Annotated in this window: 17 protein-coding genes; 9 read left to right on the top strand and 8 right to left on the bottom strand. The window is 62.1% G+C overall.

Annotation, left to right across the window (positions count from 1 at the left end; all coding sequences use genetic code 11):
- The first annotated feature begins 138 nt into the window (after window positions 1-138).
- Window positions 139-1251, top strand: a complete 1113-nt coding sequence (locus ACQ7C1_RS13380) for a monooxygenase (RefSeq protein ID WP_430958589.1) — start codon at window positions 139-141, stop codon at window positions 1249-1251.
- Window positions 1252-1312: 61 nt separating this feature from the next.
- Here ACQ7C1_RS13380 and ACQ7C1_RS13385 read toward each other — a convergent pair whose 3' ends face one another.
- Together ACQ7C1_RS13385 and ACQ7C1_RS13390 are read right to left on the bottom strand one after the other, a co-directional pair.
- On the bottom strand, window positions 1313-1777 hold the full coding sequence (locus ACQ7C1_RS13385) for an RrF2 family transcriptional regulator (protein ID WP_085780172.1): 465 nt from the start codon (window positions 1775-1777) through the stop codon (window positions 1313-1315).
- A 141-nt stretch (window positions 1778-1918) separates the two neighbouring features.
- Window positions 1919-2707, bottom strand: a complete 789-nt coding sequence (locus ACQ7C1_RS13390; protein WP_430958590.1) for an SDR family NAD(P)-dependent oxidoreductase — start codon at window positions 2705-2707, stop codon at window positions 1919-1921.
- A gap of 145 nt (window positions 2708-2852) precedes the next feature.
- Between ACQ7C1_RS13390 and ACQ7C1_RS13395 the strand changes: the two genes are divergently transcribed.
- The gene (locus ACQ7C1_RS13395) at window positions 2853-3623 is read left to right on the top strand and encodes a TIM barrel protein (RefSeq protein WP_430958591.1); all 771 of its coding nucleotides are present in this window, start codon (window positions 2853-2855) and stop codon (window positions 3621-3623) included.
- Here ACQ7C1_RS13395 and ACQ7C1_RS13400 read toward each other — a convergent pair.
- Window positions 3620-4153 (bottom strand): hypothetical protein, encoded by a 534-nt coding sequence (locus tag ACQ7C1_RS13400; protein WP_097600702.1) that lies wholly within the window; start codon window positions 4151-4153, stop codon window positions 3620-3622. The two genes, ACQ7C1_RS13395 and ACQ7C1_RS13400, sit on opposite strands and share 4 nt — an antisense overlap.
- A 91-nt stretch (window positions 4154-4244) precedes the next feature.
- Between ACQ7C1_RS13400 and ACQ7C1_RS13405 the strand changes: the two genes are divergently transcribed.
- Window positions 4245-4718 (top strand): cupin domain-containing protein, encoded by a 474-nt coding sequence (locus tag ACQ7C1_RS13405; protein WP_085779228.1) that lies wholly within the window; start codon window positions 4245-4247, stop codon window positions 4716-4718.
- A 6-nt stretch (window positions 4719-4724) separates the two neighbouring features.
- Here ACQ7C1_RS13405 and ACQ7C1_RS13410 read toward each other — a convergent pair whose 3' ends face one another.
- From ACQ7C1_RS13410 to ACQ7C1_RS13430, 5 genes are all read right to left on the bottom strand, one after another.
- Window positions 4725-5834: a sn-glycerol-3-phosphate import ATP-binding protein UgpC gene (locus ACQ7C1_RS13410; protein ID WP_430958592.1), complete on the bottom strand. Its 1110-nt coding sequence runs from the start codon at window positions 5832-5834 to the stop codon at window positions 4725-4727.
- Between the two features lie 12 nt (window positions 5835-5846).
- Window positions 5847-6761, bottom strand: coding sequence for an ABC transporter permease subunit (locus ACQ7C1_RS13415; RefSeq protein ID WP_430958593.1), 915 nt, complete (start codon window positions 6759-6761; stop codon window positions 5847-5849).
- A gap of 10 nt (window positions 6762-6771) precedes the next feature.
- A complete protein-coding gene (locus ACQ7C1_RS13420; RefSeq protein ID WP_183699029.1) occupies window positions 6772-7656 on the bottom strand; it encodes a carbohydrate ABC transporter permease in 885 nt (294 codons plus the stop codon).
- A 126-nt stretch (window positions 7657-7782) separates the two neighbouring features.
- Complete coding sequence (locus ACQ7C1_RS13425; protein WP_430958594.1) at window positions 7783-9138, bottom strand: extracellular solute-binding protein; 1356 nt, start codon at window positions 9136-9138, stop codon at window positions 7783-7785.
- Window positions 9139-9499: 361 nt separating this feature from the next.
- Window positions 9500-10705 (bottom strand): ROK family transcriptional regulator, encoded by a 1206-nt coding sequence (locus ACQ7C1_RS13430; protein ID WP_430958595.1) that lies wholly within the window; start codon window positions 10703-10705, stop codon window positions 9500-9502.
- A gap of 226 nt (window positions 10706-10931) precedes the next feature.
- On the opposite strand from ACQ7C1_RS13430, the gene ACQ7C1_RS13435 reads away from it, so the two are divergent.
- The 6 genes from ACQ7C1_RS13435 to ACQ7C1_RS13460 all read left to right on the top strand — a co-directional run bounded on the left by ACQ7C1_RS13435 (window position 10932) and on the right by ACQ7C1_RS13460 (window position 16999).
- Entirely contained in the window at window positions 10932-12170 is a 1239-nt protein-coding gene (locus ACQ7C1_RS13435; protein WP_430958596.1) for an extracellular solute-binding protein, read from the top strand.
- 74 nt (window positions 12171-12244) lie between these two features.
- Window positions 12245-13129, top strand: coding sequence for a carbohydrate ABC transporter permease (locus ACQ7C1_RS13440; protein ID WP_430958597.1), 885 nt, complete (start codon window positions 12245-12247; stop codon window positions 13127-13129).
- Window positions 13129-13974: a carbohydrate ABC transporter permease gene (locus ACQ7C1_RS13445; protein WP_430958598.1), complete on the top strand. Its 846-nt coding sequence runs from the start codon at window positions 13129-13131 to the stop codon at window positions 13972-13974. Before ACQ7C1_RS13440 ends, ACQ7C1_RS13445 begins: the two co-directional genes overlap by 1 nt.
- A complete protein-coding gene (locus tag ACQ7C1_RS13450) occupies window positions 13971-14993 on the top strand; it encodes an SIS domain-containing protein (RefSeq protein WP_430958599.1) in 1023 nt (340 codons plus the stop codon). The genes ACQ7C1_RS13445 and ACQ7C1_RS13450 overlap by 4 nt, the downstream gene beginning before the upstream one ends.
- Complete coding sequence (locus ACQ7C1_RS13455) at window positions 14994-15923, top strand: PfkB family carbohydrate kinase (RefSeq protein ID WP_430958600.1); 930 nt, start codon at window positions 14994-14996, stop codon at window positions 15921-15923.
- On the top strand, window positions 15920-16999 hold the full coding sequence (locus tag ACQ7C1_RS13460; RefSeq protein WP_430958601.1) for an ABC transporter ATP-binding protein: 1080 nt from the start codon (window positions 15920-15922) through the stop codon (window positions 16997-16999). Before ACQ7C1_RS13455 ends, ACQ7C1_RS13460 begins: the two co-directional genes overlap by 4 nt.
- Window positions 17000-17007: the final 8 nt, after the last annotated feature.

Raw genomic sequence — 17007 nt, forward strand, 5'->3', positions numbered from 1 at the left:
TTAACCATAAGTAGAGTGCAAGGCGAGGCGATCAAGTTGGTGAGAAAATTCGAAGCTTTGGGTTTTTCTGGAAAAACCGTTCTTATCATCCGGAGGAAAATCCCTCACTCCTGTCACCCGTCGAGGAAAGAGTGAGCGATGGGAACAGTATCGCAGTTTCAAGACCGCATCCGGCCGCCGGCACGCCGCATCGAAAATGAAGAGGAGGCGATATCCACGGCTCGCAACCTCGCCGACACATTCCGTCACCAGGCAAGCGAGCGCGATATCAGCCGCATCCTGCCTTTTGCCGAGCTCGACGCGCTGTCGGTCTCGGGTTTGACGGCAATCTCTGTTCCGCCCGAACATGAAGGGCTCGACGTGCCGAACGCCCTGCTGGCCGAAATCATCGCGATCATTGCCGAGGCCGACGCCTCGATCGGCGAGACCATGGAAAATCACTTTTCCGTCCTGGAAACCCTCCGCACCCAGGCGCCCGAGGATCTGAAGGCATCGCTGTTTACCCGTGTGCTGCTCGGCGACCGCTTCGCTGGCGCAACCGTTGCCGACGGCAGCGAGCTGTCGCCCGAAGGATCGGGGTACCGCCTGAGCGGACGGATGCGGCAGGCGCCCGGTATTCTCTACGCCGATTGGATTGCCGCTGACCTCACACTTCCGCCCGGCCGCCCTGTGACGCTTTACTTCAGCCGCAACAGCGAGGACGTGCAGGTGGTCGATGATTGGGACGGTTTCGGTCAGCGCACCAATGGGTCGGCAACGACGATCGCCGGCGCAGTGCATGTTGATGCCGGCACAATCGCGCCGGCCCCCTCGTCCGCATATTCGACGGGCATTTCGCTCGGCCTGCTGCTTAAGGCGGGCGTAGGCCTCGGCATCGCGCGAGCCGCATGGGCCGACCTGATGACAGCTATTGGCGATCGCACCGTCTTCCCCTCCCGGCTCGGCGAACACGCTGTCGGCATCGAAATCACGGCGGCAGCTCTGGAGCGGGCGGGCCGCAAACTCGATATTGCCCAGGTCAATCCTGTAGAGGCGGCGATGGCGGACGCCTATTTTTCTGCCTCGGCGGCCGCAATAACTGCCGGGGAAACGGCCCTTAGCGCCGCAAATGCGCTGTTCGAACTTGCGGGCGAAGCGTCAACCGGCATCGGCCTCAATCTCGACCGCCATTGGCGCAATGCACGTATCCACGCGCTGTCGCTGCCGCGCGATCGATTGCTGCACCGCGCCGGCGACCATATGTCAAGATGAGCGCTGAACGATCACAGCATGACGCCCTGGGAGTAACGCAGACCACACGAAACAAAGCGTCTCAGCTGGCGGCGGAGATCGGCAGTTCATCCCCGGTGTCCTCAATGCGGCCACCGGCGGCGACGAATTGGTCGAGGGTCATATTGTCCAGAATGGCGGCGATCGCGTCCCGAACATCGGTCATCGAACGCCGCACTTGGCAGGTTTCCGGGTCGGCGCAGTCGTCGCACGCCTCGTAAGCCGTGCGGCTGGCGCAACGGATCGGCGCGAGCGGACCATCGAGCGTGCGGATGACATGGCCGATACGGATCTCGGATGCCGGCCGAGAGAGAGAATACCCGCCGCCAGGGCCTTTCTTTGAACGCAGGATTCCGACATTGCGCAGTTCGAGCAGGATCGTGTCGAGAAACTTCTTCGGAATATTGTTCCGCGCCGCGACGTCATTGATGAAGGCGGTCTCGCCCGGCGCCAGACGCGCCAGATCGACCAAGGCCTTGAGGCCGTATTTTCCCTTCTTCGTCAGCATCGTCGTCGCCTTTTGGAAACCGAAATATTTGCCCGTCAATAGCAGCCAAATAACGTCGAAATCGTGAAGATACAACAAAATAGCTAATATTTATAGCTTGTATCGGCAACGTCCCCGGTCGGCTCTTTGCGGCAGCTTCGATCAAATTGTCTTCAGCATGCCGCCATCGACGAAATAGGTCGATCCGATACAATAGCTCGCCCGCTCCGAACTCAGAAAGACGAAGAGATTCGCCAGTTCTTCCGGTGTGCCGAAGCGTTTGGAGGCGGCATGTTCATTGGCAACGCTCTGCAGGTAGCCTTCCCAGTTTCCGCCGCTTTCGGCCGTCAGCTGCTTGGCGGTCTTGATCCAGTCGGGCGTCAGGATCAAGCCGGCGTTGATGCAGTTGACGCGGATATTGTCCTGGATGAGCTCGGTCGAGAGTGTCTTCGAAAACATCATCAGCGCCGATTTGCTGACATTGTAGATCGGCTCGTACCAGAGCGGCTGGACGGCGCAGATCGAGGCATTGTGCAGGATCACCCCGCCGCCGCGTTTCTTCATCTGCGGTGCGATGCCGCGCGCAAGCCTGACGGCGGCCATCACATGCAGGTCCCAATAGGCCTGCCATTTCTCATCAGGCGCCTCCATGACGGTCTCGTTCGATCCGGTGCCGGCATTGTTGATGAGGATATCGGCGCCTCCCTTTTCGGCAGCCGCCGCAATGATCGCCTCGGTTCCCTCAACTGTCGCCACATCTGCGGCGACAGCGACGGCGCTGACGCCGAATTTCTCGGCGATGCGGACGGCTTCCGCCTCCAGCCGTTCGCCGCCGCGCGCCGCCAGAACGAGGTCTGCGCCCTCAGCCGCCAGCCCTTCGGCGATCGCGAGCCCGATGCCGACCGACGCGCCTGTTATGACGGCGATCTTTCCCTTCAATCCCAGATCCATATCTTCCTCCCGAAGCGGCCAGCGATCCCGGCCCTAGATTAGGGGATGAGTGTTCCGTCAATGAATCCGGGCGTCAAGCACCCAAACGTCTCTTGCGGCAGGCTCCGTTCTGTCGCAGCCTGCATCCGCACCGGGAGGAATTTTCATGCGACGTTATTCAGCCTGCATAGAATGGCTGTTTGCCGAAGAGGGCGACAGCTTTGCCGACCGCATCCGTCGCGCCCATGCCGGCGGCCCGACGGCGATCGAATTCTGGCGCTGGACCGACAAGGATCTGGATGCGATCGAGACAGCGCTGAAGGAAACCGGCCTTGCCGTCACCAGCCTCGTCGCCGAGCCGATGATCGCACTGACCGATGCCGCCAACCGGCAGGCCTGGCTGGCGGGCCTTGCGGAATCCGTCGCAGTCGCCAAACGCCTCGGCGCGCCGGTGCTGATCGCCCAGGCCGGCGACGATCTGGCCGGCTTCAGCCGTGATGAACAGCGCGTGGCCCTCACCGACACCCTGAAATCAGGCGCCGATATCCTGGAAGGGAGCGGCGTGCGGCTCGGCGTAGAACCTCTCAACATCCGTATCGACCATATCGGCTACTTCCTCGATTCGACCCGCGAAGGCCTCGACATCGTCGATGACGTCGGCCGCCCCGAGATCGGTATCGTCTACGACATCTACCATTCCGCCGTGATGGACGAACGCACCGAAGACGTGCTGGACGGCCGCCTCGACCGTGTTTTCCACGTCCATGTCGCCGATCATCCCGGCCGCAACGAACCGGGCTCCGGCGGCATCGACCTCGCCCATCGCCTCAACTGGATCTTCGCCAACGGCTATGACGGCGCCGTCGGCCTTGAATACCGGCCAACGAGGGCCGGCGCGGACGCGGTCAAAGCCGCGATCGCCTCGCTAAACGGCTAGGAGCCGGTGCCTTCTGCGAAAGCCTCAAGCTCCGGGTCGAATTCGACCTCGACGACATTGTTGAAGACAGCGGTCGCCAGCATGATGCCGGCGAAGGCGACGAGATCGACGAGCGCCTTGGTTTCGTAGCGTTCTTTCAGCCTTTCCCAGAGCTCGGCCGGAACGGCGTTTGAATCGGCGACAACAGCCCTGCCGAAGGCATCGAGCAGCGCCTCCGCTTCGGAAAATTCCATAGCATCGGGATCAAACCCCTTGTTGATCAGCGCCCTGCGAAAGAAGGTGATGGCAATCTTCGATTTCGCCGCCTTCGAGATCGCATGCGAGAAGATCCAGATCTCGCGGTCGCTGATGACAGGATCGAGCTCGGCCCGCATCGTAAACCATTCGGCATAGATGCGATGGGCGACCGGCGAATGGAGGAGCGTCCGCTTCATGTTGGTCATGCGTCCGCGCAGTCTGATTTCTTCATCATGCGCCGCGCGAACCTCAGGCGAAGCGGTGTCGTAATCGATCTGCGGGAGGTGGCTCATCGGCTCCGCTCTTTCTGCTGCATCAAGGTAAATTCGGTTGGCCGTCGCGGTAGTCCCGCCTAGACTGATCCGATCAAGGCGGAGGCTAGGCATGAGCGGCGACCACCAGCATTCTCACATCGACTGGCGCGAACACGGCGTCAAGGTCATTCCCGGCAATTCGCTCGACCCGAACACCGCGCAGACCCCGGGCATGAACCGCGCGACCGCGATCAACCATGCCCGTGCCGGCGCAGAGAAAATCTGGGCCGGCACGGTGACGATCCATGCCAATGCGAAAACCGGCGCCCACCATCACGGCGATCTCGAAAGCATCATCTACGTCGTCAAGGGCAAGGCCCGCATGCGCTGGGGCGAGCATCTGGAATATACCGCCGAAGCCGGCCCCGGCGACTTCATCTATGTTCCGCCCTATGTGCCGCATCAGGAGATCAATGCCAGCCGCGACGAGACGCTGGAATGCGTGCTCGTTCGCTCAGGCCAGGAACCGGTCGTCGTCAACTTAGATATCGAACCGGTCGAGAAACCGGAAGACGTCGCCTGGATCGATCCCATCCACCGCTGACGCCGCTCAGGCGTGAACGGCGCCGGCGCTGTTCACCGCCGGGTTTTCGATGATCCGGCCGGTATCGGCGGCATAGAGGTGGATCGCATTGTGATCGATCGCGATACCGATCGGATCCCCCGATTTCACGGTCACGGACTCGGTCAGCGCCACGGCAAAGGGCAGCCCGTCGAAATCGGCATGAACGACGCGGCTTGCGCCGAGCTCTTCGATGAAATCGGCCGTTGCCACCAATGCGCCGGGCGCATCCGGGGCCACCAACCGGGCCGCCTCGGCGCGCATGCCGAGCACGACGCGTTTGCCCTTCAGCGGCGCGGCGCGTTCGCGCGGCAGCGCGATCTTGCGACTCTGGTCGTAGACGAAGACGCCCTCGTCGTTGATCGTGCCTTCGAGAAGGTTCATCGCCGGCGTGCCGACAAAACCGGCGACGAAGCGCGAGACCGGATGATGATAGACCTCTTCCGGCGTGCCGACCTGCTCCACCCTGCCGCCGTTCATCACCACCAGCCGGTCGGCCAGCGTCATCGCCTCGGTCTGGTCATGGGTGACGAAGATAGAGGTGGCGCCGAGACGGCGGTGAAGGCGGCGGATCTCGGCGCGCATGGCGATGCGCAGCTTGGCGTCGAGGTTCGACAGCGGCTCATCGAAGAGGAACACCTTCGGTTCGCGGATCATCGCGCGCCCCATGGCGACGCGCTGGCGCTGGCCGCCGGAAAGCGCGGCCGGGCGGCGGTCGAGGAAAGGTTCGAGGCTGAGCGCCTTGGCGACCTCGGCGATGCGCCGATTGCGTTCCGCCTTCGCAACGCCCGCAACCTTCAAGGCATAGCCGATATTCTCGGCGACGGTCATATGCGGATAGAGCGCGTAGTTCTGGAACACCATGGCGCAGCCGCGCTCGCGCGGCTCGAGCTGGTTGACGACGCGGCCGTCGATGGCGATTTCACCGCCGCTGATTTCCTCCAGTCCGGCGATCATGCGCAGCAGCGTGGACTTGCCGCAGCCGGACGGACCGAGGATGACGATGAATTCGCCGGACTGGATCTCCAGATCAACGCCATGAACGACAGGATGTTTGCCGTAGCTCTTCTTCACATCACGGATTGAGATCGGTGCCACAGGACTGTTCCTTCACTTCTCGGTGGAGATGAGGCCGCGCACGAACCAGCGCTGCATCAGGATGACGAGCAGCAACGGCGGCGACATGATGATAAGTGTACCGGCCATGGCGACGTTCCAGTCAGGCAGGCCGAATTCGGACGGGATAAGGGTCTTCAGCTGCGTCACCGCAATGCCGAAATTCGGATCGGTGGTAACGAGCAACGGCCAGAGATACTGGTTCCAGGCCCAGACGAACATGATGGTGAAAAGCGCGATCATATTCGACCGCGACAACGGCAGCAGTATATCGACGAAAAAACGGACGGCGCCGGCGCCGTCCATCTTTGTTGCCTCGGCGAGCTCGTCGGGGACGGTCAGATAGAACTGGCGATAGAGGAAGGTACCGGTGGCGGTGGCCACAAGCGGCGCCACGAGTCCGGTATAGGAATTCAACAGCCCCCATTCGAGCTTGATCTGGATGCCGGACACCCAGGCGACGAGCGCGGTAATTCCCGTGACGTCGAGGATTGCCTGGAACGGCTGCAGCGCGTTGGCCGCAATCGAATAGGTCGGCACGATGCGGACTTCGAGCGGCAGCATCAGCGTGATGAAGATGATCCAGAAGATCAGATGCCGGCCGCGGAAGCGGAAGTAGACGATCGAGAAGGCGGCCATGGCGGACAGGATCACCTTGCCGGCGCCGACCGCGGTCGCAAAGATGATGCTGTGAACTAGCTTGTTGCCGAGATCGGCGCGGACCCAAGCAGCTTGTGCATTTTCCCAGAAATGCGAACCCGGAGTGAGCGGCAGCGGCACCCGGTTGACCGTCTCCAGATCGAGCGTCGATGCGATGATGACGATAACGAAAGGCAGAAGTGCGATCACCATGCCGAGCGCCAGAAGCGTATAACAGACTAAATTGAATATCGGCGTGCGTTCGATCATGTCAGCGGCCTCACTTGTAGTGCACGCGCCGCTCGATGAAGCGGAACTGGAAGACGGTGAGAAGGACGACGAGCGCCATGAGGATGATCGACTGGGCGGCGGCGCCCGAATAATCGAGCCCCCTGAAGCCGTCGAAATAGATCTTGTAGACCATCAGTTCCGTCGCCCGGGCCGGACCGCCCTGCGTCATGACGTCGACGATGCCGAAGGAATCCTGGAAGCTTTCGGTGATGTTGATCACGAGCAGGAAAAATAAGGTCGGCGTCAGCAGCGGCAACTGGAGGTCCCACATGCGGCGCAGCGGCCCGGAGCCGTCCATGGCGGCCGCTTCGATCAGCGAACGCGGGATGCCCTGAAGCGCTGAAAGGAAGAAGATGAAATTATAGCCGATATATTTCCACGAAAAAGCGATGATGACGGCGATCATCGCGTCCTTGCCGTCGAGCGCCGGGTTCCAGAGGCCGGGCCAGACGTGATTGATAACGGAGAGAAGGCCGGCCTCCGGCGCCAGGATGAAGCGGAAGGCGAGACCGAGAGCGGGAGCAGCGATCGCATAGGGCCAGATAAAGACCGACCGATAGATTTTATGGCCGCGCAGTTCACGATCCGTCAAAAGCGCCAGGACGAGCGCAAACCCCATGGCAATGATCGTCGAGCTAAAGGCGAAAACCATGCTGCGGCTGATCGAATCCCAATAGATCGGGTCGCTGAGCAATTGCTTGAAATTGTCAAAGCCGACCCAGGCATTGCCGCCGCCCCATGGCTGCTCGAGCGTGAACGCCCAATAAAGCGCCTGCGCGCTCGGCCAATAGAAGAAGACGAAGATCAGCAGCAGCATCGGAAACGCGAAGAGCAATCCGATCGTCGTCGAGGAGAAAGTGACGCGCTTTTCCATGGGTGATCGTTTTCGACCTGGTCTGGTTTAAGCACGGGCGGCGAGTTCGCCTCCGCAGCCCCGGTATGAATGTACAAGGATGCCCCCGGTCCGCAAGGCAGGCCGGGGGCGGCGCATATCGGACGATCAGGGAAGCTGAACGTTCTTGTAGGTCTGCTGGAAGCGGCGCAGCAGCTGGTTGCCGCGATCGGCAGCGCCGTCGAGCGAAGCCTGGACGTCGGCATTGTTGACGAAGATTGCCTGCAGGCCGTTGGCGATCTCGGTGCGGACCTGCAGCAGGCCGCCGAGGCGAATGCCGTGCGGAGCCGTATCGTCAGCCGGCGATGCGGTCAGGCTCTGGATGGCGAGCTCGCGGCCGGCATAGGGCGCCTTCTCGTAGAAGCCCTGCTTCTTCAGATATTCGAAGCCGGAGTTACGAACCGGGATATAGCCGGTGACGGTCGACCAGGTCAGCGCTTCTTCCGGCTTGGCGATGAAGTTGAAGAAGGCAGCGGCAGCCTTGTATTCGGCATCGGTATGCCCCTTCAAGACCCAGAGCGAAGCGCCGCCGACGAAGGAACTGTGACGGGTTGCATTGCCATAGGTCGGGAGCATTGCCACGCCCCAGTTCATGCCCTGCTTGGCGGTACGGCCTATATTGCCATGGTCACCGACGGAGGTCAGGATGACCTGGCAGTCGCCGGCAGCAAAGGCTTCGACGAAGGTCTGGCCGACGGCCTTGTTCTTGATGATGGCGAGCTTGTTGTCGTACCAGGACTTGAGATCCTTGATGTAGCTGACGAGAAGCGGGTTCTTGTTGAACACCAGCTCGGCATCGAGACCTTCGAAACCGTTCTTCTTCGTGGCGATCGCTTCACCGTTGACGGCTTCGAACTGCTCGATGTACTGCCAGACTTCGTTGTTGGAGATATCGAAGCCGAGCGGGCAGGCGTAGCCGGCCTCCTTCAAGGCCTTGAAATCTTCACCGGCTTCCTGCCAGGTGGCTGGAACATGGTCCTTGCCGATCTTGGCGAAGGCGTCCTTGTTCCAATAGAGCAGAGCGGTCGACGAGTTGAAGGGGAAGGAATACATCTCGCCCTTCGACGTCGCATAGTAGTTTGCGATACCGGAGAAGTAGTCTTTCCAGTCGACCGTATAGCCCATGTCGGTCATCAGCTGGTTTGCCGGGTAGAAGGCGCCGGAAAGCATGATGTCGAGCGTGCCGGCGTCGGAAACCTGGGCAATGGTCGGCTGCTTGCCGGCGCGGAAGGCGGCAATCGTGTTCTGCAGGGAAGCGTCATAGCTGCCTTGGCTGGTGCAGACGACTTCATAATCGGCCTGCGACTGGTTGAAGCGATCGCACTGTTCCTGGACACGCTTTGCGATGTCCCCGGAATTGCCGAACCAGAAGTCAATCTTGGTCTTTTCGGCGGCGGCAGCGGGCCCAGCAAGAAACGCTGCGGCGAGAAGGGCGCCAACGGCGCCGAGAAGCTTGGCTTGCATGAGAACCTCCAACGTAGAAAGGGCGCGCTTTAAGCGCACGCCCATTTAGCTGGTTCAAATTGCCGCTGCCAATGAATATTACATGACATGAAATGTTCGAATTCTAGTTGTCACAAAAATGACATGCAATCATTATTCGAAACACCAGGAGAAGTATTTAGAGAATATTTGAGACATCCTTAAACATATTGTCAGATGTATGCGTATATATTCGAATAACCATCATTTTTAAGAGTCTGCAGTATTTTACTTATATTGCTGCAAGGCATCCCTATTCGCGCGGCCGAAGACAACGAAACTTGCGAAAACATTCGCATTTTATCGTTGCACTGCTGTGCAACGCCCGGTTTCAGCCCGAAAATCACAGAGAATCCTTCAAAATTGCAGCAAAGCGCGGATCGAATGCACGGCTGATCGGGCCGGCGGCCGCCCCGAGCGCCACCGACCAGGGATCGGCCATGCCGGGCTGCAGCCGTGGCAGCATCCGGCCGCGCCTCTCGGCGATCGAAGGGAGCAGCGGGCCGATCGCTGCAATCAGCCTGTTCACCAGCGCTTCCGGTGCGCTGCCGCAGAGGATCACCGTCTGCGGATCGAAGACAGTCTCGATGAGATGGATGCTCCAGCGCAGGTCCGCCGCCGCCGCCTCGATCCAGGCCTCGAAGCTTGGATCCCCGCTGGAGGCAAGCTCGTTGATGCGCGCATGGAGATCGGGATCGGCCGGATCGGCCGATAGGTGCTGGAAGAGCGAGGCGAGCGAGGCGCGATGTTCGAGCGGCGTCGTTTTGCCGTCGGCAAACAGCAGCGCCATGCCGATCTCGCCGGCATTGCCGTTGGCGCCTCGATAGAGCTCGCCATTCAGGATCAGGCCGGCGCCGATGCCGTAGCCGACGAACAGACAGACGGCATGGTCGATGCCGTGGGCGGCTCCCACCATGCGCTCGGCGGTCGCAGCCGCTGCCGCATCGTTCTGAAGACTGACATCGAGGCCGGTGCCGTCGCTCAGCGTTTCCAGGAGCGGAAACTTCTGCCAAGCCTCCATCATCCAGGGATCGTCGCCGCTGCCTTCCATGCCGAACGGGCCAGGCATTGCGGCGCCGAGGCCGACCAGCCGTTTTTCCGACTGCTGGACGATACCGGCAAGCCTGGAACGCACACCGGCGACGAGATCGAGAATGACCTTCGTTCCCGTCGCCGGACCTCCGGGCGGCAGTCCGGCTTCTGCGCGTACGAGAACGCTGCCGACGAGATCGACGGCGATCGCCCGCGTCACGTGCCGGTCGATCTGCAGGCCGATCGCGAAAGCGCCTTCGGGCACCAGGCCGTAGGGCGTCGAGGGCTGGCCTCTGCCCTTGCGCACAGCCTCCTGCGAACCGACGAGACCATCGCGCTCGAGCTCCTCGATGATATTCGACACCGTCTGCTTGGTCAGCCGCGTCGCCCGCGCCAGATCGGCGCGTGAGAGCGCACCATTGATCCTCAACGCATCGATCATCACGCGCCTGTTATGCGCGCTGGTGCCTTCGTGATTGGTGCCGCTCTTGGCTCGGATCGGCCTGATGTCGCTCATGTGTCAATTGCCTCTTGACTCCAGTAGAATGTTGGCGAAGTAATAAGTCAAGACATTTGACTTAATAGGGACCGGAGAGTTCCAGGGAACGCAGGAGGCCGCGAAGGGCATCCAAAGACGCTCAGAGATGATGACCCGGCACGCTTTTTCACGCGTGCCTTCTCGAAAATCGATGGCGGCGAAACCGCCCTCGGTCATGCGTAAATTTCAAAAACTGGAGGCTGCAATGCTGAAATCTCTCAATAAGACGCTTCTGGGCGCGGCCTTGATCGGCGCATCCTTTGCTCCGCATGCTTTCGCCGAAACGGCGCTGAATGCACTTTTCATGGCGCAGGCCGCTTACAGCGAGGCCGATGTGCGCGCCATGACCGATGCCTTCGTCAAGGCGAACCCGGATATCAAGGTCAATCTCGAATTCGTCCCCTATGAAGGCCTGCACGATAAGACGGTGCTGGCCCAGGGTTCCGGCGGCGGTTACGACGTCGTCCTCTTCGACGTCATCTGGCCGGCCGAATACGCCACCAACAAGGTGCTGGTCGACGTCTCCTCCCGCATCACCGACGAGATGAAGAAAGGCGTGCTGCCGGGCGCCTGGACCACCGTGCAGTATGACGGCAAATATTACGGCATGCCGTGGATCCTCGATACCAAATATCTGTTCTACAACAAGGAGGTCCTGGAGAAGGCCGGCATCAAGGCGCCACCCAAGACCTGGGACGAACTGGCCGAACAGGCAAAGACCATCAAGGACAAGGGTCTGCTCTCCACGCCGATCGCCTGGAGCTGGTCGCAGGCCGAAGCCGCCATCTGCGACTACACCACGCTCGTCAGCGCCTATGGCGGCGATTTCCTGAAGGACGGCAAGCCGGCCTTCCAGACCGGGGGCGGTCTCGATGCGCTAAAATACATGGTCGCGAGCTATACCTCAGGCCTGACCAATCCGAACTCCAAGGAATTCCTAGAAGAGGACGTCCGCAAGGTTTTCCAGAACGGCGATGCCGCCTTCGCGCTGAACTGGACCTACATGTACAACATGGCCAACGACCCGAAGGACAGCAAGGTCGCTGGTAAGGTCGGCGTCGTGCCGGCGCCAGGCGTTGCCGGCAAAAGCGAAGCTTCGGCCGTCAACGGCTCGATGGGCCTCGGCATCACCTCCGCCAGCCAGCATCCCGATGAGGCCTGGAAGTACATTACCTTCATGACCTCGCAGGCCACGCAGAATGCCTATGCCAAGCTCAGCCTGCCGATCTGGGCATCCTCCTATGAGGACCCTGCCGTCACCAAGGGGCAGGAAGAGCTGATAGCCGCCGCCAAGATCGGCCTCGCCGCCATGTATCCGCGCCCGACGACGCCGAAATATCAGGAGCTGTCGACCGCGCTGCAGCAGGCGATCCAGGAATCGCTGCTCGGCCAGTCCACCCCCGAGGACGCGCTGAAATCGGCCGCCGAGAACAGCGGTCTCTGAGCCCGGCATGAACATCCGGGCGGCGCCTGCCGCCGCCCGGCCTCCATAACCTATGAATGAAAAGGGTCGCCTCGATGTCGGGCACTTGGCTGACAACCCGCGCGTGGCTTCTGATGCTGCCGCTTCTCGTGGTGATGATCTCGGTGATCGGCTGGCCTCTGGTCGATACCGTCGGCCTCTCCTTCACCGATGCCAAGCTTGTAGGCACCGAAGGACGCTTCGTCGGCCTCGACAATTACGTGAAGATGCTCTCCGGCTCGAATTTCCAGCGCACGCTCGTCACCACAGCATGGTTCGCGATCGTCTCGGTCGCCGCCGAAATGGTGATCGGCGTGCTGGCCGCCCTCCTGCTGAACCAGCAATTCCGCGGCCGCACCGCGCTTCGTGCCCTGATGATCCTGCCCTGGGCGCTGCCGACCGTCGTCAACGCCACGCTGTGGCGGCTGATCTACAATCCGGAATATGGCGCGCTGAACGCCGCGCTGATACAACTCGGCCTGCTCGACGCCTACCGCTCATGGCTCGGCGAACCGGGCACGGCGCTCGCCGCCCTCATCGTCGCCGACTGCTGGAAGAATTTCCCGCTGGTGGCGCTAATCGCGCTCGCTGCACTCCAGGCCGTGCCGCGCGACATCACCGCCGCCTCGCTGGTCGACGGCGCCGGCCCCTTCGCGCGTTTCCGCTTCGTCATCCTGCCCTATCTCGCCGGCCCGCTGATGGTGGCGCTCGTGCTGCGCACGATCGAAGCCTTCAAGGTATTCGACATCATCTGGGTCATGACCCGCGGCGGCCCGGCCAATAGCACACGCACGCTCTCGATCCTCGTCTATCAGGAAGCCTTCTCCTTCCAGCGCGCGGGCTCTGGCGCATCGCTCGCCCTGATCGTGACGCTGCTGGTAACGCTGCTTGCCGCAGGATACGCGGCGCTCGTGCGTAAGACCGCCGGGAGCGCCGCCTGATGGAACGCCGGAGCCCGCTCTTCTCAGCATTCATTCACCTCTGCGCCCTGCTGCTTGCCGCTGTCATCCTGGCTCCGATCCTCTGGCTTTTCATCATGAGCATCGCGCCGGCTGCCGATCTCGCCGCGAAGCCGCTGCGCTGGTGGCCGCAGGCGGTGGATTTTTCGCGATACCAGGTGCTGCTGTCGACACTCGAAAACAGCGCCGGCGCCGCCTTCACCTCGTCGCTGCGCAACAGCATCGAGGTGGCGGGCACGGCGACGATCACCGCCATCGCGCTTGCCATTCCCGCCGGCTGGGCCGTGTCGCGCACACCTTCCGTCGGCTGGTCGCTGTCGATGGTGATCGCAACCTATATGCTGCCGCCAGTGGCGCTCGCCGTACCGCTCTATATGGGCCTCTCCCATCTCGGCATGCTGAACAACGTCTTCGGCCTCGCCCTCGTCTATTTGACGATCCTGGCGCCCTTCACCACTTGGCTGATGAAATCCGGCTTCGATTCCATCCCGCGCGAGATCGAATCTGCCGCGATGATCGACGGCGCCGGCCTGTTCCAGACGCTCCGGATCATCACATTGCCGCTCGCCGCCCCGGTGGTGGCGACCTCGAGCCTCTTTGCATTCCTGCTTGCCTGGGATGAATTCTTCTATGCGCTGCTCTTCACATCGGACCAGCGCGCCAAGACGCTGACCGTCGCCATTGCCGATCTCGCCGGCGGCCGCGTCTCCGATTACGGACTGATCGCCACGGCAGGCGTGCTCGCCGCCCTGCCCCCGGTGTTGATCGGTCTCGTCATGCAACGCGCCCTGATTTCCGGGCTTACCAGCGGCGGCGTCAAGGGATGAACATGACAACAGAAAGAAACCGGCCTGCCGGGCTTGCTGCGATCGATCGCGAAATGGCCCGCCAGCACGCCGATGCAATCGCCTCCTATGAAACGGCCGGACCGATGGCGGCAAGAGCCGCCGCCTCGCTGAAAAAGACCGGCCGCCTGCTCCTGATCGGCATGGGCGGCTCGCATGCGGTAAACCGCGCCGTCGAACCACTCTACCGTGGTCTTGGCATCGATGCCGTCGCGCTGCCGCTCTCCGAGCAGCTCGGCCAGCCGCTGCCGATCGGCGGCAGGACGATCTTCGTTACCTCGCAATCGGGCGAAAGCGCCGAGGTCCTGCGCTGGTTCAACGAGACCGGCGGGACGCCGGAAACTTTCGGCCTGACGCTTGAAGGCAGTTCCTTCCTGGCCAGGACCGCCCCCTCGCTGATCGGCAGCGGCGGCACCGAGCTCGCCTTTGCAGCCACCCGCAGCCTGACGGTGACCTTTGCTTTGCATCTGGCAATCCTCGCCGCCCTTGGCGAAGATCCGGCCCCGGCGCTTGCCGTCCTCAGGTCGCCGGAAGAGCATGACGTCGCAGCCGCGCTTGCAGCACTCGAAAACGTCGCGACCGTCGTCACGTCAGGCCGCCGCCTGCAAGGTGTCGCCGAAGCGCTGGCGCTCGGATTGACGGAGCTTTCGCGCCGCCCCTGCTTTTCCCTCGAAGGCGGGCAGCTCCGCCATGGCCCGATGGAAATGCTGGGGCCGGAGATTGGCGTCGTGCTGTTGCGCGGTCTGGACGAGACGGCCGGCCTGGTAACGGCAATGGCGATGTCTGCTGTCCAGACCGGCGCTCCCGTCATCCTCTTTGACTCATCGAGCGAAGCTTCAGTGGCCGGCGCGGTGACAATCCGCTTCGCCCCGGCAACCGGCCTTGCCGCGATCTTCGCCATGCTGCCGGTCGCCCAGCGGCTGATGATCGCCTTTGCCGACGCCCGCGTCGAGAATGCCGGAACGCCGGTTCGATCCACCAAGATTACCCGGAGCGAATGAATGCGGCCGCTTGCAGTCATCGGCAACGTCAATGTCGACCTGATCCTCGGACCGGCCGCCCCCTGGCCCAAGGCCGGCACGGAAATCATTGTCGATCATGACGAGTTGCGCGTCGGTGGATCAGCCGGCAACAGTGCGCTCGCCTGGCAGGCGCTCGGAGTCGAATTCGAGATCGCCGCCAATATCGGCAGCGACCAGTTCGGTCGCTGGCTGGCCGAAGCCTTCGGCCACCGTTCCGAGAAGTGGCCGGTGCGTCCTGAACAGACGACGCTCTCCGTCGGCATCACCCACCCCGACGGTGAACGCACCTTCTTCACGACGCGGGGCCACCTGCCGCGCTTCAGCCTGGCCGATGTCTTCGCCGTTATCGACGGCGAAAGGCTCCGCGGCGGCTACGCGCTTCTCTGCGGCGGCTTTCTCACCGACGATCTGACCAGCCAATATGACGCCTTCTTCGACTGGGCCGAGAGCCATGACATCGCCGTCGCCCTCGACACCGGCTGGCCGCTTGACGGCTGGACTGAGGAGAATTGCGCTGCGACACGCGCTTGGCTTTCTCGCAGCCGCATCGCGCTGCTCAACGAGGTCGAAACGACGACGCTTGCCGGTGTCGCCGATCCGATCGAAGCCGCCCGGCACATCCGCTCGCATATGCCGCAAGGTGCGATCGTCGTCGTCAAACGCGGCCCCGATGGCGCCATCGCGATCGGACCTGACGGCCAGCTGGTGTCGGTGGCCGCGCCCGTTGTCGCAGTCGTCGACACGATCGGCGCCGGCGATGTCTTCAATGCCGCCTTCCTCGCAGCGCTGGCAAAGAATGAACCTTTGACGTCTTGCCTGAGAGCGGGAACCGAGGTCGCCTCGCGCGCCATCTCCACCCTCCCCCGCAGCTACGGCGACCCGGCCTCTCCTCAGGAGCCACAATCATGAGCGCGCTCGACATCGAAAATATCCGCAAGACCTATGGCGACGTCGAGACGCTGAAAGGCATCGATATCTCTTTGGAAAGCGGCGAATTCCTCGTCCTGCTCGGTTCTTCCGGCTGCGGCAAGTCAACGCTCTTGAACATCATCGCCGGCCTTGCCGAGGCGACGAGCGGTGATGTCAGGATCGGCGGCCGCTCGGTGCTCCGCGTACATCCAAAGGACCGCGACATCGCAATGGTCTTTCAATCCTATGCGCTCTATCCCAATCTGACGGTGCACCGGAACATCGGCTTCGGGCTGGAAATGCGCAAGGTTCCGGCGCCGGAGCGCGACAGGGCCGTGCGCGATGCGGCAAAGCTCCTGCAGATTGAAAATCTGCTCGATCGCAAGCCGAGCCAGCTCTCGGGCGGCCAGCGGCAGCGCGTTGCGATCGGCCGTGCGCTGGTGCGCAAGCCGGAGGTGTTTCTCTTCGACGAGCCGCTTTCCAATCTCGACGCCAAGCTGCGCATGGAAATGCGCACCGAGATAAAGCGGCTGCACCAGATGCTGAAGACCACGGTCGTCTATGTCACTCATGACCAGATCGAGGCGATGACGCTTGCGAGCCGCATCGCCGTCATGCGCGACGGCCGCATCGAGCAGCTGGGCACGCCGGAAGAGATCTACAACAGTCCGGCGACGCTCTATGTCGCCACCTTCGTCGGCGCGCCGCCGATGAACCTGCTGACGGCAACCGTCCGGGATAATCGACTGGTGCTCTCTGGTTCCAATGCCAGCCTGCCTTTGCCCGTCCGTTTCGGCAAGGCGGCGGCCGATGGCCGAGACCTCATCCTCGGCATCCGCCCGGAGTCCCTTCGAACGGCCGGATCCGGGGCTTCGCTCGAGGCAATTTCAGAGGTTGCGGAGTTGACCGGCCCGGAGCTCGTCGTCACCGCCTTGGCCGGAAACCAGCGCCTGATGGCCTGCCTGCCGCCGCGCACGCCGGTCCGTGAGGGTGACAAACTCACCCTCTTCTTCGACGAGGAGGCGATGCACCTCTTCGATCCGCAAACCGGTCTCAGTTGCCGGAGCAAGCGATAGAACGGACG

This window comes from Rhizobium sp. Nf11,1, assembly GCF_050587665.1.
Lineage (GTDB): Bacteria > Pseudomonadota > Alphaproteobacteria > Rhizobiales > Rhizobiaceae > Rhizobium.